Below are 21,205 nucleotides of genomic sequence, written 5' to 3' on the forward strand. Positions count from 1 at the left end.
GGCGATTTATGTCGGTTACCACGTGGTCTGGAACGTAACCCCCGCACTGCACACGCCGCTGATGGCAGTGACCAACGCCATTTCGGCGATTGTGATTGTCGGCGCCATGCTCGCGGCAGCGCTGACCATGACCCCGCTGGGCAAGACCATGGGCACCCTGGCTGTGGCCCTCGCAGCAGTGAACGTGTTCGGCGGCTTCCTGGTGACTCGCAGGATGCTGGAGATGTTCAAGAAGAAAGCCCCGAAAGTAAAAGAAGAGGCGCCGAAGTAATGAGCATGAATCTGGTGACGACGCTGTACCTGATCGCGTCGATCTGCTTTATCCAGGCCCTTAAAGGCCTGTCACACCCAACCACGTCGCGGCGCGGCAACCTGTTCGGCATGCTCGGCATGGCGCTGGCGGTACTCACTACCGTGGGCCTCATCTATAAGCTCGGCGCTGAGCTGGCCACTGCCGGCATCGGCTACGTGATCGTCGGCCTGCTGGTCGGCGGCACCGCCGGTTCGATCATGGCCAAGCGCGTCGAAATGACCAAGATGCCGGAGCTGGTGGCATTCATGCACAGCATGATCGGCCTGGCTGCGGTATTTATCGCGATTGCCGCCGTGGTCGAGCCGCAGTCCCTGGGCATCGTCAAACACCTGGGCGACGCAATCCCGGCGGGCAACCGCCTGGAGCTGTTTCTCGGCGCAGCCATCGGTGCGATTACCTTCTCCGGTTCGGTGATCGCGTTCGGCAAGCTGTCGGGCAAGTACAAGTTCCGCCTGTTCCAAGGCGCACCGGTACAGTTCGGCGGCCAGCACAAGCTGAACCTGGTGCTCGGCCTGCTCACACTGGGCCTGGGCCTGGCTTTCATGTTCACCGGCAACCTCAGCGCGTTCGCACTGATGCTTGCCTTGGCGTTCGTGCTGGGCGTGCTGATCATCATCCCGATTGGCGGCGCTGATATGCCGGTCGTCGTTTCGATGCTCAACAGCTACTCCGGCTGGGCCGCAGCGGGGATCGGCTTCTCGCTGAACAACTCGATGCTGATCATCGCCGGCTCCCTGGTGGGCTCCAGCGGCGCGATCCTGTCGTACATCATGTGCAAGGCGATGAACCGTTCCTTCTTTAATGTACTGCTCGGTGGTTTCGGCAATGCACCGGATGCCGGTGCTGCAGCGGGTTCTAAAGAAGCACGCCCGGTGAAGTCCGGTTCGGCCGACGACGCCACCTTCCTGCTGACCAACGCCGACACCGTGATCATCGTTCCAGGCTACGGCCTGGCGGTGGCACGGGCACAGCATGCGCTGAAGGAACTGACCGAGAAGCTGACCCACCGTGGCGTGACCGTGAAATACGCGATCCACCCGGTGGCCGGCCGTATGCCTGGGCATATGAACGTCCTACTGGCCGAGGCGGAAGTGCCTTACGACCAGGTGTTCGAGATGGAGGACATCAACTCTGAGTTCGGCCAGGCCGATGTGGTGCTGGTGCTGGGCGCGAACGACGTGGTCAACCCGGCCGCGAAGAACGACCCCAATTCGCCGATTGCCGGCATGCCGATCCTGGAAGCGTTCAAGGCGAAGACCATCATTGTCAACAAGCGCTCGATGGCCAGTGGTTATGCCGGGCTGGATAACGAGCTGTTCTATCTCGACAAGACCATGATGGTCTTTGGTGATGCGAAGAAGGTCATTGAAGACATGGTCAAGGCCGTCGAGTAGTAAACGGCGCGGTCTTGCCGTTTACCGCAGCCTACAGCAAGCTTCTGGGCATGAGTTGTACGCGCCAGAGGCTCGCGCGGAGCGGTACTGCTCGAAGACGGGATGTTAGCGTATAGTAATGGTCAGTGCGCAATCTTCTCGGCCCAGAATATAGGGCCGTGTAGGGCTGTTTGATTACGGAGCTAACATCTCTTCAAAATGGAAATGTAAAAATGCAAGATAACGAATCCACTCAGCTCGACGCTCAACCGGTAAAACGTTCGCAAAGAAAAAGCAAAAAAAATCTGGTGAGTCAGGACGAAAACTGGGATCAGCGCGTTGGTTTTCTGATGCACGATGTGTCGCGTCTGCGGCGTGTTGTGTTCGATGCAATGATGAAGCCTTTAGGTGTAACGCGTTCTCAGTGGTGGGTGCTGGCTCATCTTTCTCGCCACGATGGGATGATTCAAAGTGATCTTGCTGATTTGTTGGATCTGGGTAAGGCCGCGTTAGGTGGCTTGGTCGATAGACTTGAAGCCTCAGAGTTTATCGAGCGGCGACCAGACAGTACGGATCGTCGTGCCAAACGTGTTTTCCTTACTCGCAAGGGAAATCAGATGGTCAAGGAAATGCATCAGATGAGCCATGAATTGAGTGAGCAAATTCTTGACGGTTTTGATCAAGAGGAGCGGCTCCAACTGGCTGATTTGCTCATGCGCGTTAAGAAAAATCTTGTGCTGATCAAACGTGAAAATGACATTGATGAGAGCTGATTGTAATCAGCCTCCCATCCCTGGGTTCAGACTAAAGTCTTGGACTGCGTCTCAAAATCCAGTCCTACCCGCACCTCGTTTCCTAGACTACCTGCGCTCGGAGCGTCTGCGCCAATACAATATAGTATGTATATATACTATATTTGCTATGGCTCAGCTTCTCATTTGGGCGCGATGTCATACACCACAACAGCATGCATTCATGCTTCACCTACAGCTCCCGGAACCACGGGCGGGTCGCTTGAAATGCGAGTCCGTTCAAGCAGTTCTTCGGGTCAGTGGTTTGACGCATCGTATGCGCGAGGGGCTGTAGGCGTAAGTAGATTTCGGTAAGGACAAGCACACACCTGACATAACTTCCTCACAACTCTTAACTGAGGTGGCATTGGGAATGACAGCATGAAGCGGGTATTACTTGTCGGTGCCTCCGGCGGCGTTGGACAGGCCGTCGCCAAACGGCTGCTCAATAGCGGCTACGAGGTCTGGGGTTCGGCACATGACGCGCTTGATCTCGAACGAACTCAGCGTGATATACCCGACCTTCGCCATGGCTTTGTCGCCGATCTCTCATCCCCCGATAATGGCCGGGCACAGCTGGAAGTCGCGCTTTCGGGCAGCAAAGCTCCGCTTGTTGGGGTAATCGGATGCGCTGGAATCAGCTCGTTGGGCCCTCTGGAGACTGCTCCATTGGACGTTCTGCGCCGGGTGATGGAAGTAAATGTGCTGGGCAACCTCGCCGCGTATCAGGTCGCGATGCCGTATTTGCGAGAAACGGCAGGGCGATTCATCTTCCTCGGTTCGTTCCTGGGAAAGGTAGGTTCACCTCTAATGGGCCATTACGTCGCATCCAAATATGCTCTTGAAGGGCTGGCTGATGTAATGCGGCTGGAGGCTGGTCAATGGGGTGTTTCTGTATCGCTGATCGAGCCTGGGGGCATCAAGACATCGATGCTCGCTTCCTTCAACGAAAGTCTCGATACGCGGCTGCAAAGCATGGGGGAGGAAGAGCGGAGACACTATGGCCCGTATTATGACCAGTACAAGCAATTTTCCACCAGTTCGGAATCTGAGTTGTTGACACCCGATGATGCGGCGTGCGCGGTGCAACACGTGCTGGAAACTAAGTATCCAAAGCCCCGTTACCCCCTGGGTAATGCGGTGGGCTTGCTCGAGCAGCGCAAAATGGCCTCCGATGAAGAGATGGATGCTTTTTGGCGAGGTTTGATGCCTGGAATCGGCAAGCATGGGACGCTTGGATAGGAGTACATGGATCGACGAATAAACGCTCCGGCGTGTTGACCTCGGGGCTTTCAGGCGATTCATGGCACGCGATAACTGACGAAAGCGGTACCTGGGCAGCGGGAGCTCCCGTCGGCTGCCGAAGCATCAAGAGTATCTCCTAAAGCCTTTCCCCACTGTTCCGCCTCTTCATTTGACCAAGATGCTTGAAATTGCTCTATCTGGCGCGTAACCGACAGGTTGCTCTCGGTGTCGATCCGTTTTTATGAGCGTGTCAACGCGGCTAGCTAAGGGCTACCCAGGACTTCCCTTATGTCCTTAATATTGTATGCATCAATACGATATGCTAACTTAGTTGTGTTGTGGTCGTGATTGCATCCGCATTCACCGATGACCTGGCGCGAGTGCAATCGATAGCCAATATGCAGGGGAGAAAACATGAATTTCGAGCTCACTGAAGATCAGGTCGCTATTCGCGCGGCAGTGGAGAGCGTTTGCTCGTCATTCGATGACGAATATTGGCTACATAAAGATCAAGAGGGTGGCTTTCCCGAAGATTTCTATTCGGCGTTAGCCGGCGCAGGCTGGCTGGGTATTGCTATGCCCTCAGAGTATGGGGGGGCAGGGTTAGGGATCAGCGAAGCGGCCCTGATGATGGAGACTATTTCCGCCACGGGGGCGGGGCTCTCTGGTGCCTCAGCAGTACACATGAATGTTTTTGGACTGCATCCCGTGGTTGTGCATGGCAATGCGGAGCAAAAGGCACGGTGGCTGCCGCCGATTATCAATGGTCAGAATAAAGCCTGTTTTGGAGTCACCGAACCCAACACTGGGCTCAACACGCTAAAGCTGAAGACAATGGCCGTGCGTCAAGGTGATCGATATGTCGTAAACGGGCAAAAGGTATGGATTTCTACCGCGCAGGTGGCGGACAAGATCATGCTCTTGGCAAGGACGACGCCGATTGAAAAGGTTACGTCGCCGGGTCAAGGACTCAGTTTGTTCTATACCGACTTGGACCGCAGCAAGATAGAAGTTCGTGAAATCGAAAAACTCGGCCGAAAATGTGTAGATTCCAATCAGCTCTTTATCGATGGTTTGGAAATACCACTAGAGGATCGTATCGGTGAGGAGGGGCGGGGCTTTGAATATATCCTGCACGGCTTGAATCCGGAGCGGATATTACTAGCGGCTGAAGCTACCGGTTTAGGCCGAGCTGCCTTACGACGCGCTGCGCGCTATGCCGGGGAGCGTATTGTCTTTGATCGCCCGATCGGAAAAAACCAGGGCATCCAGCATCCGCTAGCTGAGCGCTGGGTTGATTTGGAAGCCGGCACACTTTTGTATCAGCGTGCGGCTTGGTTATACGATAATCACAAATCCTGTGGTGCAGAGGCTAATGCGGCAAAGTTCTTTTGCGCCGAAGCTGGATTCCGTGCTTGCGAGACCGCCGTACTCACCCATGGAGGAATGGGGTACGCAAAGGAGTATCATGTGGAGCGTTATTTTCGAGAGGCGATGTTACCGCGAATAGCCCCGATTTCTCCGCAGTTGATTTTGTCGTTCATTGCTGAAAAAGTGCTCGGCTTGCCGAAATCTTACTGATCTTCTTCTGAGATTTTCACCGGTAGGGTGAGCATGATTCAAGGTCTTGCCGAAGCGTTCATAGCTTCGGCGTCCTTGTTTAATAGCAAAAACTATATAAGTTTACCGGATGCTGATTATTACCGATGAAATGTCACTGAGTCAGTAAGTGCGACGCGGTCCATTTTCATGCGATTGCCGGGTGCATTTTCGTCCGGGTAGCCAAACGAGATACCAAATAGCATCTTCAGGTCGTCAGAAATACCGAGTACATCTCTGATCGTCTCAGCAAAAAAACCAAGCGAAGTCTGGGGTATACCGCCGAGGCCTCGTGCAGCAAGAGCAAGAAGAAAAGTCTGGGCATACATGCCAATGTCTCCTGCGACTCGCACGTTGTCACCAAAGGACGGCATGAATAGAAGCGCTATATGCGGTGCGTTAAAGAACTTGTAATTGTGCGCTGCGGCACGATGACGAGCTTCTTTATCGTCCCTAGGCACTTCCATGGCTTCATAATAAGCCCTGCCTTGAGCATCCTTGCGTGTTGCGTAAGCGCCATAATATTCATTCATATCAAACGAAAAATCAGGCGTGTATTGACCTGCATCGTTTTTTTCGAGCATTGCTTGTGACAGTTCGACAAGTTTTTGATCAGAAACGATATGTACGCTCCATGGCTGCGTGTTGCAATTGGACGGGGCGCGCTGAGCGTCCTCAAGTATATGAGTCAGTGTTGATTCAGGAACTGGAGTTGAGAGAAATCCACGATATGAGCGCCGCACGCGGACTGTCTCACTGAATGTAAGCGTTTCGTCTACCTGATTCGAAAACTGTGTGTCGATCATGTTTGCCTCCAGGGGAGAGTGGCTTCAATCTCGGATCATTGAGAAGCGCATTCAGGACGTTATTTGTTTAGGTCAGCGATTAGGTGGATAGGGTTGCTGTACGAATAGCAGGCCCAAAGCAGGTGTGTATCTAGCATGCTATTAAGTAGTGCGCTAGATAATACCATGCTGAAGATCCTGCCTGTCAAGATGAACTAAATTCTTAGTGCTTTGGCCAGGAGGTGGAGGTACATTTCAGCCCACGCTTCATTGCTGTCTTGGAAGGAGGGCATCGGATGCTCGCCTGAATTGCAGTCAGGATGCCCTTGGGTCTGGTGAATCACAGGTCGTGCTGACATGAGAAGTGACCCGCGCCACTCGTTCCTGCATGTCATGGCGTCCAAATCTGCGCGTCCCAAGCATCCACTGCCTTGGGCAACAGTCGGCTGCAGCCTTGCCTGCTCGTTGCCTAACAGCCTCTCGGGAGCGTTCGCTGCATTGAAAAACACATTCAGTGACGCTCCCGCAACTTCATGAGTGTCAGGCTCCACTGCGGGATCGACTTTGTTGACCCCATTACCTCGTGCTGAGTTGTTCTATGCCTCAGTCGGCGGAGTATTCAGCATGCTCGGTTGATCGAGGATTTATGGGGTGGTCGCGTACGCATCATTACACAGCAACCAAGAACGAGGCGCGCTGAGGTGCTGGCTCCACATTTGGTTATGCCTGCTATTTGAATACCTAAGATTTTCGGGTATCAGAGTCTGTTTCGCGATGCGTGAGAGGTCGCCGATCACTAACAAAAATCACTCGCTGGAGAGCCAATAATATAAGGGGGCGCTATTTTTAGCGCTAATTCTGGCTGGGGTTCTGTGCGAGGTATAGACAGAAACCAAAGCATTGGCCTGATTCATAGCGCCGGTTTTCATTTGGCGCAGTTGACCGATACGGCCAAGGCCAAGTCCGATGAATTGGTGCACGTGTCTGATGAGTTGGATGTTTTGGTTCGACGCTTCAATCTTGATTAACAGAGGAGGAAAGACCGTAGTGAATTTTATCATCGCGCCTGTTCTTTCATGTGCTATTAACCGGTGCTTAATCATGATCGCTGAAAGTTAATGGCCATTCATGTGTATCGGCTGAAGGAAATTGATGTTATGCAAATTATTGATAGTAAGGTCAGGCCATGTTCGTGGCTGACGGTTGTATCTGGTTTATCGGTTTTGTGTTTTCAACTGTCCGCCTATGCCGCTGTGCCGATAGAAAGCAAGAGTTTGGATCAACTATATCAGGACGCGAAGATTGAAGGCGGAGCATTGGTGGTCTATGCCGGGGGGGATACGCCAGGGCAGCAGGACGGTATCAAGAAAGCTTTCGAGGAGCGATTTCCCGGTATAACCTTGGATGTCATCGTTGACTACAGCAAGTTCCACGATGCGCGTATCGACCATCAGTTGGCGACCCAAAAATTGATACCTGATGTGGTCCAGTTACAGACGCTGCAGAACTATCCTCGATGGAAAGCCGAAGGTGCCTTGCTCGATTATAAGCCGCTGGGCTGGGACAAGGTTTACCCAGCGTTTCGCGATAAAGATGGTGCATGGACTGGAGTGTTTGTCGATGCATTCAGTAACGTGGTGAACACCCAACAGATCCCACAGGCCCAATGGCCGCTTGAAGCCAATGACTATTTGCGTGAAGACCTCAAGGGCAAGATTGTCGTGACCTACCCCAACGATGATGATGCTGTCTTGTTCTGGTTCAAGCAAATGGTGGATAAGCATGGCTGGTCGTATGTCGAGCGGTTCAGGGATCAACAACCTCGCTACGTGCGGGGTACTCAGGCTCCAGCGGACGACGTTGAAAGCGGACAGTCCAGTGTGACGTTCTCCACCGACGGCGCGTTGAGGCCGGACCCAGCAGCCCATTCGCGTTTTGTCCTGCCAAAACAGGATCCTTTCGTATCCTGGGCCCAGCGCGCGGCGATCTTGAAAGGCACTAAACATCCAGCGACAGCGAAGCTTTACCTAAGCTGGTTGCTGGACAAGAAAACCCAAAGTGAGGTTTGGTACATGTGGTCGGTACGGACGGACGTCGCACCGCCAAAGGGTTATAAGCAGATTTGGGAATACCCCAACACCGACCCTACGGCTTTCGAGCACTTCATGGCTGATCGTGCAGCAGTCGAGCGCTTCCGTGCTCAGATCGGCCTTTACCTCGGTGAAGTCAAAGGTGAGCCATCACCGGGTTGGCTTGGTCTTTATCCCACCAAAGCGTTGGCACACTGACCGTTTGGAGGCGAGCGCGATTTTGCGAGCTCGTTTCCCCACGCCCAAAACAAATCCAGAACCTTTCGCTATGAAGGGGGACCCGAGCGGGTAAAGGAGATCGTTCGATCTCATGTCCACGCACACTATTTCGTAGCAATGTCAATCTGGGTTACGAACAAACCCACTGCAGCCAATGCTGCCGTGTCTGTGTTTCGACGAGGCTTGTACGTTCGCTTGAGATTATCTGTTGGTGATTTATTCCAGCAGTAGGACCTTACATCAACGCCTTGAGTTAGAGTTCATATTCAGTCGAGCCTTCATTCAACGTCGACAGATCCAGCGGTCGAACCTCTCCCATCCAGATGGCATGATCGCGATGGTCAGCCAATTCGTTACGGGTGATGGGGTGAACGAAGATGACCAACTCACCCCGGTTAAGCGCCAGCCAGGGAACCAGTTCTCCAAAGACGGCCGGGCGAAAAGCTAACTGACAACTCCAGTCGGGGTGTGGCCCAACCGGCTCTGTATGCATACGTCCCATTTTTAACGTAAATAGCTTGCTGGCGTGCTCACACAAAATGCGGGCTTGCTCAAACGTCTCGGCGCTGAAATACACATGTGCGTGAAATCCACGAATTCGACTCATGAGTACATTTATCCTGTTGAATAGATCGAGCCACACTATCCTAAAGCTGTGGCGGCGCCCTCACGTTCGACCGGATGATAGTCTGAAAAACGGGCCCTTTGGGCCCTTCCTCAAGGCAACATCAATCGCCAACTGTCAGTGATCTCCCGACCAAGCCGTTTCAGGCGGGAGACCCTGGGCACTCCGGGGCAAAGCCTTTCCACCACTCTGGTCGGTCAGGTTGCTGTTGATAGGTCTGCACCTGATCAGCCGCACTGCCCAGCAGTTGCTCGACGCTGAGACCTCGTTTGACTACATATTCATCCAGCTCGCGTACAGCACGGGACAACACTTCATAGCCGCCCGTGAACACCGCGGAGGTCATCTCTGTGGCGCAGGCCCCGGACAGCAAAAAACGCGCGACGTCCAGCCCGCTGCGAGCGCCGTTGGTGGCGATCAGCGGGTAGTCGTCGCCCATGGCTCTGCGCGTCATCATCAGCCAGCGTGCGGTCAGTGGTAGTGCCCAACCCCCACCTATTGCGGCACTGGTTCCCAGCAGGGGCCGCCCGGTTTCCAGGTCCGGCAGAAAACCCATGAAACGGCCCATCATCACGACGCTGTCGGCTCCGCCCCTGCGCGCGGCCTGAGCCAGGCCAACAACGTCCTCGCTTTGCCCGGTGAGCTTGATCCACAGCGGTAATGTCGTCGCCCGCCGGATACGCGACACAATGGCTTCAATGCGTGCCGCGCCTCGCTCAAGGACGATGGCGCCCTTGGCTGCTTCTTCACCGTGAGGGGCGCCAATGTTCAGCTCCAACACTCGCAGGCCTGCCTGTTCGATCCGTCGGGCGAAGTCCGCACATTGTTCGAGGTCACTGAGGATCAGGCTGGGAATAACGTAAGCATCCTGCTGCCGAGCTTCGAGGTCCAGCTTCGCCAGGTCGTCGAGCCATTCGGCAAAACCGCGTTGTACCAAACCTGAACGACCGAAAAGGCTGGCATCCGGTGGTGGAGAGAAGTCCCACGGCAAACGGTTCCAGGTCGAATCCAGCAGCACATAGTCCGTCTTATCCAGTTGGTGCTTTGCGGCTTGCGATTCGTTGGTGGATTTGGCTACCACCGCGCCAGCACCGCTGGCCAGGGCTGCGCGGATGGCATCGCGAGTCATGGTCTGCTCGCCAGCCCCGCAGAAGACCGGATTCTTAAAAGACAGTGAACCAATCTGGGTGATAAGTCGCGTCATGAGCGTGCACTCACAGATTCATCAAGCGGGAAGCGTTACCGGAGGTCATCTTGCGAATATCCTCGTCGCTGTAGTTCAGATCCAGCAGTTGGCCAATGACATTACGAAAGCCCTCGGCGATGCTTGGATTACCTTGCTGGCCCAGGTCGGAACCGAGAATGGTCAGGCCCACGGTTCCCGCTTCGATCACTTGTTGCAGAAATTGATCGTCATAGAACTTGAACTTCGACCCGGGTACCCACATGCACATGGAGTGCTCCATGTAGACGCCTTCCCTGGCCAATTGGCGCATGTCATCGAGCGTGGCATCGACGACGTAGGTCGGATGGTTGACCAGCAGTCGTTTGACGCCACGATTGCGAGCTTCTTCGAACAACGGCCAGATTTCCTTGATGTTCAGATGACCGGCAGACAGCACCACGTCTTCTGCGGCAATCAGGTCGAGGATCGCTTTCACTTCCTCCTTCAGACGGCCGTTTTCATCGAGTACGGTCAATGGGATCGGCTGTAGCATGCGTTGGGTGGTTTGCGGGAATTTTTCGGTAAATTTCTCGTCCTGATGGTGATGGGCGATGTGGTTGGCCGAGGAAAACGTTGGCATCCAGACCAGTTTCGCACCCAGCTTCAAGCCGTGCTCGACGGCATGGACGTTGAGCCCTCCGACCGAGTTGTTCAGGGGCACGCCCGACAGCATGTGAACGTCAAGTTCGCTGAAGTGCTTGTTCAGCAAGGTCGTCACGGGTGTGCAGCTGTAATAGTGATCCTTGAGCAACACCGCCTTCAAACCAGCCTCGCTGGCTTCGCGCATGGCTTCAATATGGTCGCAGTAGCGCGGCATGACTGAGGGGCCGCTGTGGCAGTGCAGATCAATGGCGCCGCGGATGAGACTGTCGATGCGAGCCTGACGTTCTTCGTTGACGGGTGTATGGATGATGGCGTTCATGGGGTTACCTTTTGTTGTTTTGCAGTCAGCTCAGCGAGTCAAACTGTGGAAATGACGTACCTGTTGAGTCCAGCCAGTACGCAGCACCGCCTGGTCCGAGCCCAGAATGAAAAAGCGCATTCCCTTGGTGCTGAAGCGCTCCAGGTCTTCGCTGTTGGAGACAAAAATCCCGGCAGCCTTGCCGGCTTGCCGTGCAGCTTCGATCACGCGGCTGACAGCGGACTCGACGCGCGGATCATCCAGTGAACTGACGCCGAGCGAGACGGCCAGGTCGGCACGACCGACCAGCAGGCAGTCAATCTGCTCGACGCTGGCGATCGCCGCCAGGTTGTCCAGTGCTGCACGGTCCTCTATCTGGGCAATGATCGCGTGACGACCGTCCTCAGCGGCCATGTGTTCGGCGAGGTTGGCGCGGCCGTAGCTGCCAGCCCTGGGCGAGTTGGAGAAACCACGACAGCCATTGCGATACCGGGTTGCCTGCAATATCTGGCGTGCTTGAGCCCCATCGACGATATGGGGCAAGACCAGGCCGTCGGCACCCAGGTCAAGGGCTTGCAGCAAGGTCGCGGGGCGGTCATCGGCGACACGGATCAGCCCGGCGACATCAACGGCGCGGCACGCCAGCAAACCACGGTCCAGGCTGGCCGGATCGAAGGGCGCGTGTTCGGCATCCAGCACCACCGCATCCAGCCCGCACTCACCGGCGATCTCGACGACCGCATGGCTGGGGGTCTTGATAAAGGTGCTGACCAACGACTCTCCGGCACGCAACCGTGAAGCGAACCCCAGGCGGTTCATGCCTGCGACCGCTCGGCTTCGGCGAACTCGGCGGCCTGGTACTCGATCAGGTGTCGATAGTCATCGCGAATCGGTGAGAACACATCGAGGTTCATCACCACCTCGTCGCCGACGGGCTCTGCGTAATGAATCACATGCGCCGGAATGCGGATCATGCTGCCCGGGCCGCCTTCGACCACGTCGGCGCCCAGGTGAAAGCGCACGCGACCCTGCACGATGATCACCAGCTGTTCGAAGGTATGGCTGTGGGGAAACACGTCCATGCCCGGGGTCAGCCAGTTCATTACACACAGGGTGTCATCACCCCGGAATGCCACGCGCTCGACGCCTTTGCGCACAGTCTCGCGCGGCAGTTCGTTCCAATTGTGAAGCAGGGCTTTGGCAAGGCTCATATGTTGTTCCTTTTGTTTCTTTTGTAGGAATAGTATTTCTTTGTAAGATAAAGCTAGCGCTCGCAATGAGGGATCGTCAAGTGGCTTTTTCGACCTTGACAGTGAAGCCGTACAAAACCTAGGATTGAGTCGTATAAAGAAATCATGTTTCTTTCAGTGAAATAAAAATCATCCTTTGAAGGCCTTCTACATGCGCGTTATCGAATCCCTACTGATTGACGGTCAATGGTCCTCCGGAACCCATCTCCACCAGGCTGATGTGTTCAATCCCGCCACGGGTGAACAGATTGCCAAGTTGAGCCTGGCGTCCACGGCCGATCTGGACCGCGCCTTGGCAGCGGCCCAGCGTGGTTTCCAGGTGTGGCGCAAAACATCCGCCTACGATCGCTCGAAAATCCTGCGCAAGGCGGCGGATCTGGTGCGTCAGCGCTCGGATGAAATTGCGGCCTTGATCACCCTGGAACAGGGCAAACCGCTGGCCGAAGCCAAACTGGAAGCGTTCGGCGCGGGGGACCATATCGACTGGTACGCCGAAGAAGGTCGGCGTGCCTATGGCCGGGTGATTCCGCCGCGCGTCCGGGGTGTGCGCCAGACGGTGCTGCGCGAGCCGGTGGGCCCGGTGGCCGCGTTCAGCCCGTGGAACTTCCCGGTCAGCCAGTTGGTACGCAAGATCGCCGGGGCTCTCGCGGCCGGGTGTTCGATCATTGCCAAGGGCCCGGAAGAAACCCCTTCGTCCTGCATCGAACTGTGCCGTGCCTTCCAGGACGCCGGCGTACCGGAAGGGGTGTTGAATCTGGTATTCGGCGTGCCTGCCGAAGTCTCGGATTACCTGATCCGCTCGGACGTCATCCGCAAGGTCTCCTTTACCGGCTCCGTGCCCGTGGGGCGGTCCCTCGGCGCCCTGGCCGGCCAGCACCTGAAGCGTTGCACGCTGGAGTTGGGTGGGCACGCGCCGTTCATTGTGTGTGATGACGTCGATGTAAATGCTGTGGCCGCTCTGGGTGCCGGCCTGAAGTTTCGCAATGGCGGGCAGATCTGTGCCTCGCCGACGCGCTTCTACGTGCAATCTTCGGTGTATGAGCAGTTTGTCGAAGCGTTCTGCAAGGCCGGTGCCGCCATCAAACTGGGTGACGGTCACGACGCGTCGACGCAATTGGGCCCGTTGGCTAACCCGCGTCGCGTCACTGCCGTGCAGGAATACGTCGATGACGCCCTGGCGCTGGGTGCGCACCTGGCATTGGGCGGCAAGGGGACCGGCGGACCGGGTTTCTTTTACCCCGCCACGGTGCTGACGGATGTGCCTGAAGGCGCACGGGTCATGTGCGAAGAACCCTTTGGCCCGATCGCCTCCGTCGTGCGTTTCGACACCGTCGAAGACGTGATCGAGAAAGCCAACAGCCTGCCGTTCGGTCTGGCCGCGTTTGCCTTTACCCGTTCGATCCAGCGCGCCACCTTGCTGGCGGACGAGTTGGAATCCGGGATGGTTTCCATCAACCACTTCGGCCTGGCCGCGCCCGAGACGCCTTTCGGCGGTGTGAAAGACAGCGGTTACGGCAGTGAAGGCGGCAGTGAAGGCCTGGACGCTTACTTCACCACCAAGTTCGTCAGCCAGATCGGCTGAGAACCCCACGACGCATCGAGAACAATAACAATGAAAACCGTTGACTACATTGTCGTTGGCGCGGGTTCCGCCGGCTGTGCGCTGAGCGCACGGCTGGCGAGTGCGGGCAAGCAGGTACTGCTGCTGGAGGCCGGGCCTGCCGACAACCATCCATATATCCACATTCCCGGTACCTTCATCAGGGTCCATGGCACTCGCCGTACCTGGATGTACCGCACGGAACCCGAACCCTTCGTCAACCAGCGCCAGGTGTACATCCCCCAGGGCCGAACGCTGGGCGGCGGCAGTTCGGTCAATGCGATGATCTACATTCGCGGCCAAGCTCAAGACTACGACCATTGGGAGGCTAGCGGCTGCCCGGGTTGGGGCTGGCAGGACGTGCTGCCGGTGTTTCGCCGTTGCGAATCCAACGCCCGGTTGGGGGGGGAACTGCACGGTCAGCAGGGCCCGCTCAACGTCAGCGACCCCCGTCACCATCACGCCTTGAGCCGTGCTTTCGTGCAGGCGGCCGTCGAGGCCGGGGTGCCGGCCACCGATGATTTCAACGGCACACGCCAGGAGGGCGCAGGGTTCTATCAGACCACTACGTCCCACGGTCGGCGCGCCAGTTCGGCGGTGAGCTACCTGCGGCCGCTGCGTAACGACCCGAACCTGAACGTGCTTACCGATACACACGTTACCGAGTTGCTGTTCGACGGTGCGCGCGTCATCGGCGTGCAAGCCAGCGGTCGCGACGGCGTGGCGCGCAGATTCACCGCGCGTGCCGAGGTGATCGTCAGCGCCGGCGCGATTGCTTCGCCCAAGCTGCTGATGCTGTCCGGCATCGGGCCACGGTGTCATCTGGACGAGATGGGCATTACCACCCGCGTCGATGCTTCGGGTGTCGGCGAGAATTTCCAGGACCATCTCAGTGCTTCGGTCTACGCCCAGACACGCAAACCGGTGAGCCTGTTGGGCCATGATCGCGGTCTGCACGCGTTGGGGCATGGCCTGAAGTACCTGGCCAATCGCAGTGGCCTGCTGAGCTCCAACGTGGTGGAAAGCGGTGCCTTTGTCGACGCCACCGGCTGCGGCCGCCCAGACGTGCAGTTCCATGTGGTGCCTGCGCTGGTCGGCGACATCGATCGCTTGCCGCCCAGCGGTCACGGGATCTCGATCAACCCTTGTGTCTTGCGCCCGCGTTCCCGTGGCCAGTTGCGCCTGAAAAGCGCCGACCCGATGCAAGAGGTGTCGCTCAAAGCCAACTACCTGAGTGACGAATACGACCTGCGCACCCTGGTCGCCGGGGTGAAGTTCGCGCGGCGGATCCTGCGGGCCCCGGCACTGGCCAGTGTGGTTCACAACATGTTGCTGCTACCGGACCACGACGATGTGCCTGACCAGGTCCTGGAGGACTATGTACGCAGTGTGGCCAAGACGGTATTCCACCCGGCGGGCACCTGCCGCATGGGCACGGACGCCGCCGCCGTGGTCGGGCCGGACCTGCGGGTCCACGGCGTTCAAGGGCTGCGGGTGGCCGACGCGTCCATCATGCCAACCATCGTCAGTGGCAACACCAATGCGCCGAGCATCATGATCGGCGAGCGCTGTGCCGACTTCATCCTGGGGAGTGCCGCCTGAGTCACTGACCCTCGCCTTGACCGGCGCTTCTTCGCCTATACAACAATTACAAGAGTACAGCGATGAACCTCATATCCCGGAACACCTTCGACAGCGCGCAGGACTGCGCGCTCTACAATCGGATCGCCTGGCGCATCCTGCCGTTTCTGTTCGTGTTGTACGTGGTCGCCTTCCTGGACCGGGTCAATGTCGGTTTCGCCAAGTTGCAGATGGCCGCCGACATTGGCCTCAGCGACATGGCCTTCGGCTTTGGCGCCGGTGTGTTCTTTATCGGCTACTGCCTGTGCGAGATCCCTAGCAACATGGTGTTGCAGCGCGTGGGTGCGCGGTTCTGGATCACCCGCATCATGATCACCTGGGGGTTGTTGTCGATCGCCATGCTGTTCGTCAAAACCCCGAACGCCTTCTATGTGCTGCGCTTCCTGCTGGGCATGGCGGAAGCCGGGTTTTATCCCGGTGTCGTGCTGTACATGACCTACTGGTTTCCGTCCTATGCCCGTTCCCAAGGCATGGCCTGGTTCAACCTGGGCATCGCCATGGCGGGGGTATTGGGCAGCCCGTTGTCCGGCTGGATCATGCAGACCTTCGCCGGTTACGGCGGTATGGCGGGCTGGCAGTGGTTGTTCCTGCTCGAAGGCTTGCCCGCCGTATTGCTGGGCATCGTTGTGTACTTCTACCTGGATGACCGGCCTGGCAACGTGCACTGGTTGACCCCGGAGCAGAATGCCCGGGTGGTGCAGCAACTCGCCACACAGCGTCAGCAGCATGAGGCCGCGGGCGCCAGTCACAACTTTCGTGGGGCATTTGTGAACAAGGCGCTGTGGTGCCTGATCTACGTGAACTTCGCGTTACTGTGCGGCACCTATGGCGTGTCGTTCTGGTTGCCGCAGATTGTTCAGGGGCTGGGCATCAAGAGTCTGTTCCATACCGGGTTGATCGCGGCCATTCCCTTCGCCGTGGCTTCGGTGGTAATGGTGCTGGTCAGCCGCCATTCCGACAGAACCCGTGAACGGCGTTGGCACGGCACGCTGTGCAACCTGGCTTCCGCGCTGGGGCTGGCGTTCGCGGCGTATTTCCACGAGCACCCGGTGCTGTCTCTGGCGGGGCTGAGCCTGGCGATGTCCGGTGGCCTGGCAGGTTTTTGTGTGCTCTGGGCGCTGCCGGGCGTATTGTTGACGGGCACCGCAGCGGCAGCGGGTATCGCGCTGATCGCAACGGTGGGCAACCTGGGGGGGTATGCCAGTCCTTTCATGATGGGCTGGGTCAAACAGAGCAGCGGGCACTTGGAATATGGCCTGTATGTACTGGCGGCCATGACGTTGCTCGGCGCGTTCGTGATGTTTCGCGTCAAACTACCCTCGGCGCGTGCCGCCTCGGCGGTGGGCGAAGCGTCCGTCATTTGATGTCGCAGACCAACACAAGTGTTTCTTCAAGCGATACAATCGGGGCTTTCCCAGCTATCGCTTGAGGTGACCTCTTGGTACAGGATGACGAAAAGCCCAGCACCGGCCCCGTACTGCTGGAATCAGTGGAAATGGTGTTCCGCCTGCTTGATGAGCTGACGGCCGCGCGCCGTCCGCTGGGGGTGACCGAACTCGCTCATCAACTGCAGACCGCCAAGCCGAGGACCTACCGGCACCTTGCGTCGATGCGCCAGCTCGGTATTCTCGAGCAAGACCCTGTCAGCGAAAAATACCTGCTCGGTGCTCGCCTGGTGGCCTATGGCGAGGCCGCTGGCGAGCAGTTCGATTTGCGCGCCATCGCTGACCCTTACCTCACCCGTATCCGCGATGCCACCGGGCAGACCGCGTTGTTGGCGGTCGCGACCCATGACACGGCGTTGGTAGTGTCGTGCGTCGAATCCAAGGCCAATGTGTGCATTTCGGTGAAGCCGGGTAACCGCGTGCTGCCGTACTGTTCTGCCCAGGGGCGAACGGTGCTGGCGTTTGCGGACGCGGCCAGCCAGCAGCGGGTGCTGCGGCGCAAGATGCCGCGCCTGACTGAGCGTACGTTGCATGATCCCGATGAATTGGTGCAGCGCCTGGCGTTGATCCGTCAGCGCCTGTACGACGACGCCGACGGTGAAGTGACCCTGGGTATCAATGCGCTGTGCTGCCCGATCTTCCGCGAGAACGACCTGATTGTCGGGACCATCGGCATTGTTGGCCCAAGCGCGGCGATCCCATCGCCGCCACCGGCCGCCATGCTGCGCGAGTTGCAGTCGGCCGCCGCAGAAATCAGCGAACGACTGCACGCGGGTACCTACCGCCGCCTGTAGTTCTGGCTCTCCGGCCACGTCCCGCAGCGGGGCGTGGCCGGGTAATGCCTGACTCAGAAGACGTTGATCGGATACTCGGTGATCAGCCTCACCTCGTTGAAGTTCAAGCCTCGGTCCGGGCTGCGAAAGCTGGCCTGACGAACCCGGAATGACAGGTTCTTGGCCGACCCGGATTGCACCACGTACTTGGCTTCGATATCCCGCTCCCACGCGTGACCGTCGTCGGTTTTGGCGGTGTGGAAGTCGGTACCCTTCAGATAGCGCGTCATAAAGCTCAACCCCGGCACACCCAGAGCGGCAAAATCGAAGTCGTAGCGCGCCTGCCAGGAACGCTCGTTTTCGTAGTTAAAGTCCGAGTACTGCACGGAGTTGGCCAGGAAAACGGTGCTGTTGCCGTCCACGCCGTAGCTGTAGTTGCCATGGCCAGTGACGCGCTGGTGGGCAATCAAGAACGTGTGCGGGCCGGCTGCCAGCGAGGCCGAGAGGCTCCAGATGCGGTTGTCCAACACACCGCCGCGCTGCTGACCCTGGCTCTTGGTGTCATAGCCGTTGAAGTCGAATTTGGTGCTGTAACCTTCGCCCAAGGGCAGGCTGGCGGTGGCGCCCACGTAGTGCTTGCGCCAATAGTCTTCGACATCCGAATGGTAGACCCGGGCATTGAGGTTGCGGTTGATCTGGTAGCTGCCGCCAAACAGGTCGAGGGAACTGAGGTGGCCGCTGTCGTGCTCGCTCTGGTCGCGACTGCGCATGGCGGTGAAGTGGCCGGCGTGCAGCGTCAGGTCGGTGATTTCCTTGCTGGTGACAAGCCAGCCCTGAGTGGTCTCCGGCAGCAGTCGGTTGTCGCTGGTGGCTAGCACCGGCAGGCTCATCAGTTGCTCGCCATATTTCAATACGGTATTGGATATCTTGGCTTTTACCGCCACGCCGCCCTTTGAGTATTGAGATTTGGCGCCGTCACTGTCCTCTTCGAGCAGCAGCGTCCCGCCGCCCTTACGGCCGTTACCGGTATCCAGCTTGATGCCGAGCAGGCCAATGGCGTCCACACCGAACCCGATGGTACCCGTGGTGAAGCCTGATTCGAAAATCCCGATAAAGCCTTGTGCCCATTCCTCAGAATAATTCTGGGAAGTACGGTCATCGAGAAAGTTGCGGTTCATATAGAAATTGCGGGCTTTTATGGAGAAGTGTGAGTCCTCGATAAAGCCACTGTTATCGGCCAGCGCGCTCAGGGGCAGGGCGCAGGTCAGCGCAACATGAAACACATATTTGTTGTTCATTTTTATACCCCAGGTGCAGGCGCACACGCGTCGGCCAAAGAAGGCGGCCGCACGGTGCTCTTTCAGTTAGATAGTGGCGTTGCTGTTTTTATTGGAGCGCCGGGCGTCTCGTGTTGACCCAGTCGTTGTGTTGCTCATAGGCGTACGCCAGTTTGAGCAGGCCCAAGTCGTCACGGGGGCGCCCGATCAATTGCATGCCCATCGGCAGTCCTTGAGCGCTGAAACCCACCGGAATGCTGATGATCGGGCTGCCCGATAACGTCCATGGAAAGCAGGTTTCCATCCACCGATGGTAGGTATCCATCGAGCGCCCGTTGATTTGTGTGGGCCAGTGTTCGTTGACGTCAAACGGGAACACCTGGGCGGTGGGGGCCGCCAGATAATCATAGTGTTCAAACAGCGTGACGAGGGACTTGTACCAGGCACTCCGCGTTTTGCTGGCGTTGAAGAAATCCGCGGCGGAGAGCTTCAGCGAGCCTTCGATTTCCCAGATAGCCTCGGGCTTGAGCAGCGCGCGTTTGGCCTGATCCTCGTAGTATTTCAGCAGGCCATTGCCAATGCCGAAGTGGCGGTGTACCAGCCAGGTGTCCCACAGGCGTTCGGGCGCAAACGGCGACTTGAGCGGTTCGATGAGCATGCCTTGGTCGGCCAGGTTGCCCAGGGCTTTTTCACAGAGCGCCAGGATGCCGGGCTCCATGGCCAGGTAACCGTCCCAATCCCCCAGCCAGCCAATTTTCTTGCCCGTTTGTCGAGACTGAAGGACGTGTTCAACGTTTTGCGGGGTCAGTGCGGCCAACTCGGCAGAGGTTTCCAGCGACAGCGCATCGGACAGGTCCAGGCCCGACTGGGTGGCCAGCAGCAACGCCAAGTCCGGTACTGTGCGCGCCATCGGACCGCTGTAGCCAAGCTGAGAGATAAACACTTCATCTGCCGGGCTGCGGGGTACCCGGCCCTGGCTCGGGCGCATGCCGTACACGTTGCAGAATGCCGCCGGGTTGCGCAGGGAACCGCCGAAGTCACTGCCATCGGCCACCGGCAGCATACGCAACGCCAGCGCCGTGGCGGCGCCACCGCTGCTGCCGCCGCTGGTTTTCTGCGGGTTGTAGGGGTTGCGGGTAGGTCCGTACACAGGGTTGTACGTTTGGGAGCCGAGGCCGAATTCGGGGGTATTGGTTTTGCCGATCATCAACGCACCGGCAGCCCGCGCTCGGGCGACGTGAATCGAATCTACCTTGGGTTGATTTTTTTGCAGCAACGGCGAGCCAAAGGTGGTGACGATATCCTTGGTCAACGCCAGGTCCTTGGGTGCTTGCGGGATACCATGCAGCCAACCCAGGGATTCGCCCGCCTTGAGTTTGACGTCGTAGGTCGATGCCTCTTTAAGCAGGGTGTTGGAGTCGCGCAGGGCGACGAGGGCGTTATAGGTGGGATTGAGCTGCTCGATGCGCGCCAAATAGGCCGCCATCACCTCACGGCAAGACACCTGCCGCCTATGAATGGCCAGGCTCAATTGGGTCGCACTCCAGTCGACAATCTCTCCCGTCGCTTTCGCGGGTGTTTGGGGGCTGCCCACGGCGGGTTGAACGGCCGCAGACCAGGCAACGCCGGGCAGCGAACCGGCGATAACCCCGCCGACAAGTCCTTTTAAAACCTGGCGGCGGCCTGCATCGGTACCGCCCGTGCCTTGCGGGGTGTTTGAGTCGTTTTCGGTAATGGACATCAGTATTCCTGTCAGTGGCAGTTTAAAGGCTTATGGAGTTTTTCTTGTTGTGGTTGCCGGGTTTCACCAGCAAAAGGCCTAAACGTGTAACGCAAGAAAAAGCTGTCATCTCATTGGTTGGGCAGTGTCCTCGGGTCGGTTCAGATGAGGTGCATGGTGGCTCTCTGTGCTTGGAGGCCGGCGACGTGACGCAAATGGATAGGTGTTGGCAGTGAGCGAAAGTGCATGACTATCTGTTTCTCTGTGGGAAACATCATTTCTTTGTGTGTTTCGATGTTAGTAAGGCTTCGCTCAGCGTGTCAAGCACCGAAT

The 21,205-nt window shown here is 57.6% G+C and carries 18 protein-coding genes; 10 read left to right on the forward strand and 8 right to left on the reverse strand.

Annotated features, from left to right (window positions below):
• The 5 genes from AB1462_RS09670 to AB1462_RS09690 all read left to right on the forward strand — a co-directional run.
• Positions 1-271, forward strand: a 271-nt coding sequence (locus tag AB1462_RS09670; RefSeq protein ID WP_367246642.1) for an NAD(P) transhydrogenase subunit alpha, incomplete at its 5' end; no start/stop codon positions are given.
• Positions 271-1,707: an NAD(P)(+) transhydrogenase (Re/Si-specific) subunit beta gene (locus AB1462_RS09675; RefSeq protein ID WP_090401238.1), complete on the forward strand. Its 1,437-nt coding sequence runs from the start codon at positions 271-273 to the stop codon at positions 1,705-1,707. The genes AB1462_RS09670 and AB1462_RS09675, both read left to right, overlap by 1 nt.
• A 212-nt stretch (positions 1,708-1,919) precedes the next feature.
• A complete protein-coding gene (locus AB1462_RS09680; protein WP_367246643.1) occupies positions 1,920-2,459 on the forward strand; it encodes a MarR family winged helix-turn-helix transcriptional regulator in 540 nt (179 codons plus the stop codon).
• A 399-nt stretch (positions 2,460-2,858) separates the two neighbouring features.
• Positions 2,859-3,719, forward strand: coding sequence for an SDR family NAD(P)-dependent oxidoreductase (locus AB1462_RS09685; protein WP_367246644.1), 861 nt, complete (start codon positions 2,859-2,861; stop codon positions 3,717-3,719).
• 417 nt (positions 3,720-4,136) lie between these two features.
• Positions 4,137-5,303 (forward strand): acyl-CoA dehydrogenase family protein, encoded by a 1,167-nt coding sequence (locus tag AB1462_RS09690; RefSeq protein WP_367246645.1) that lies wholly within the window; start codon positions 4,137-4,139, stop codon positions 5,301-5,303.
• Between the two features lie 119 nt (positions 5,304-5,422).
• On the opposite strand, the gene AB1462_RS09695 is transcribed toward AB1462_RS09690, so the two are convergent.
• Positions 5,423-6,127 (reverse strand): nitroreductase, encoded by a 705-nt coding sequence (locus tag AB1462_RS09695; protein ID WP_367246646.1) that lies wholly within the window; start codon positions 6,125-6,127, stop codon positions 5,423-5,425.
• 1,136 nt (positions 6,128-7,263) lie between these two features.
• On the opposite strand from AB1462_RS09695, the gene AB1462_RS09700 reads away from it, so the two are divergent.
• A complete protein-coding gene (locus AB1462_RS09700) occupies positions 7,264-8,394 on the forward strand; it encodes an ABC transporter substrate-binding protein (RefSeq protein WP_367246647.1) in 1,131 nt (376 codons plus the stop codon).
• 274 nt (positions 8,395-8,668) lie between these two features.
• Here the strand turns inward: AB1462_RS09700 and AB1462_RS09705 are convergent, their stop codons facing one another.
• From AB1462_RS09705 to AB1462_RS09725, 5 genes are all read right to left on the reverse strand, one after another.
• The gene (locus AB1462_RS09705; protein ID WP_090402252.1) at positions 8,669-9,022 is read right to left on the reverse strand and encodes a DOPA 4,5-dioxygenase family protein; all 354 of its coding nucleotides are present in this window, start codon (positions 9,020-9,022) and stop codon (positions 8,669-8,671) included.
• A 160-nt stretch (positions 9,023-9,182) separates the two neighbouring features.
• Positions 9,183-10,244, reverse strand: coding sequence for a dihydroorotate dehydrogenase (locus AB1462_RS09710; RefSeq protein ID WP_090402254.1), 1,062 nt, complete (start codon positions 10,242-10,244; stop codon positions 9,183-9,185).
• 10 nt (positions 10,245-10,254) lie between these two features.
• Positions 10,255-11,187 carry a DUF6282 family protein gene (locus AB1462_RS09715; RefSeq protein WP_146371632.1) on the reverse strand — a complete coding sequence of 311 codons (933 nt, stop codon included), beginning with the start codon at positions 11,185-11,187 and terminating at the stop codon, positions 10,255-10,257.
• Between the two features lie 30 nt (positions 11,188-11,217).
• Positions 11,218-11,985: an aldolase/citrate lyase family protein gene (locus AB1462_RS09720; protein WP_090402258.1), complete on the reverse strand. Its 768-nt coding sequence runs from the start codon at positions 11,983-11,985 to the stop codon at positions 11,218-11,220.
• Positions 11,982-12,377 carry a cupin domain-containing protein gene (locus AB1462_RS09725; protein WP_090402260.1) on the reverse strand — a complete coding sequence of 132 codons (396 nt, stop codon included), beginning with the start codon at positions 12,375-12,377 and terminating at the stop codon, positions 11,982-11,984. The genes AB1462_RS09720 and AB1462_RS09725 overlap by 4 nt, the downstream gene beginning before the upstream one ends.
• A 190-nt stretch (positions 12,378-12,567) precedes the next feature.
• Here AB1462_RS09725 and AB1462_RS09730 point away from each other — a divergent pair, with 190 nt between their 5' ends.
• The 4 genes from AB1462_RS09730 to AB1462_RS09745 all read left to right on the forward strand — a co-directional run bounded on the left by AB1462_RS09730 (position 12,568) and on the right by AB1462_RS09745 (position 17,896).
• Positions 12,568-13,998, forward strand: coding sequence for an NAD-dependent succinate-semialdehyde dehydrogenase (locus AB1462_RS09730; protein ID WP_090409880.1), 1,431 nt, complete (start codon positions 12,568-12,570; stop codon positions 13,996-13,998).
• 30 nt (positions 13,999-14,028) lie between these two features.
• On the forward strand, positions 14,029-15,618 hold the full coding sequence (locus AB1462_RS09735) for a GMC family oxidoreductase (RefSeq protein WP_367246648.1): 1,590 nt from the start codon (positions 14,029-14,031) through the stop codon (positions 15,616-15,618).
• 62 nt (positions 15,619-15,680) lie between these two features.
• Entirely contained in the window at positions 15,681-17,021 is a 1,341-nt protein-coding gene (locus tag AB1462_RS09740) for an MFS transporter (protein WP_090402264.1), read from the forward strand.
• Positions 17,022-17,095: 74 nt separating this feature from the next.
• A complete protein-coding gene (locus AB1462_RS09745; RefSeq protein WP_090402266.1) occupies positions 17,096-17,896 on the forward strand; it encodes an IclR family transcriptional regulator in 801 nt (266 codons plus the stop codon).
• 53 nt (positions 17,897-17,949) lie between these two features.
• Here the strand turns inward: AB1462_RS09745 and AB1462_RS09750 are convergent, their stop codons facing one another.
• Together AB1462_RS09750 and AB1462_RS09755 are read right to left on the reverse strand one after the other, a co-directional pair.
• Positions 17,950-19,173, reverse strand: coding sequence for an OprD family porin (locus AB1462_RS09750; protein WP_367246649.1), 1,224 nt, complete (start codon positions 19,171-19,173; stop codon positions 17,950-17,952).
• An 88-nt stretch (positions 19,174-19,261) separates the two neighbouring features.
• Positions 19,262-20,893 (reverse strand): amidase, encoded by a 1,632-nt coding sequence (locus AB1462_RS09755; RefSeq protein WP_367246650.1) that lies wholly within the window; start codon positions 20,891-20,893, stop codon positions 19,262-19,264.
• Between the last annotated feature and the right edge of the window lie 312 nt (positions 20,894-21,205).

Origin of the sequence: Pseudomonas sp. SB113, assembly GCF_040754745.1 — a bacterium.
Taxonomy (GTDB): domain Bacteria; phylum Pseudomonadota; class Gammaproteobacteria; order Pseudomonadales; family Pseudomonadaceae; genus Aquipseudomonas; species Aquipseudomonas grimontii.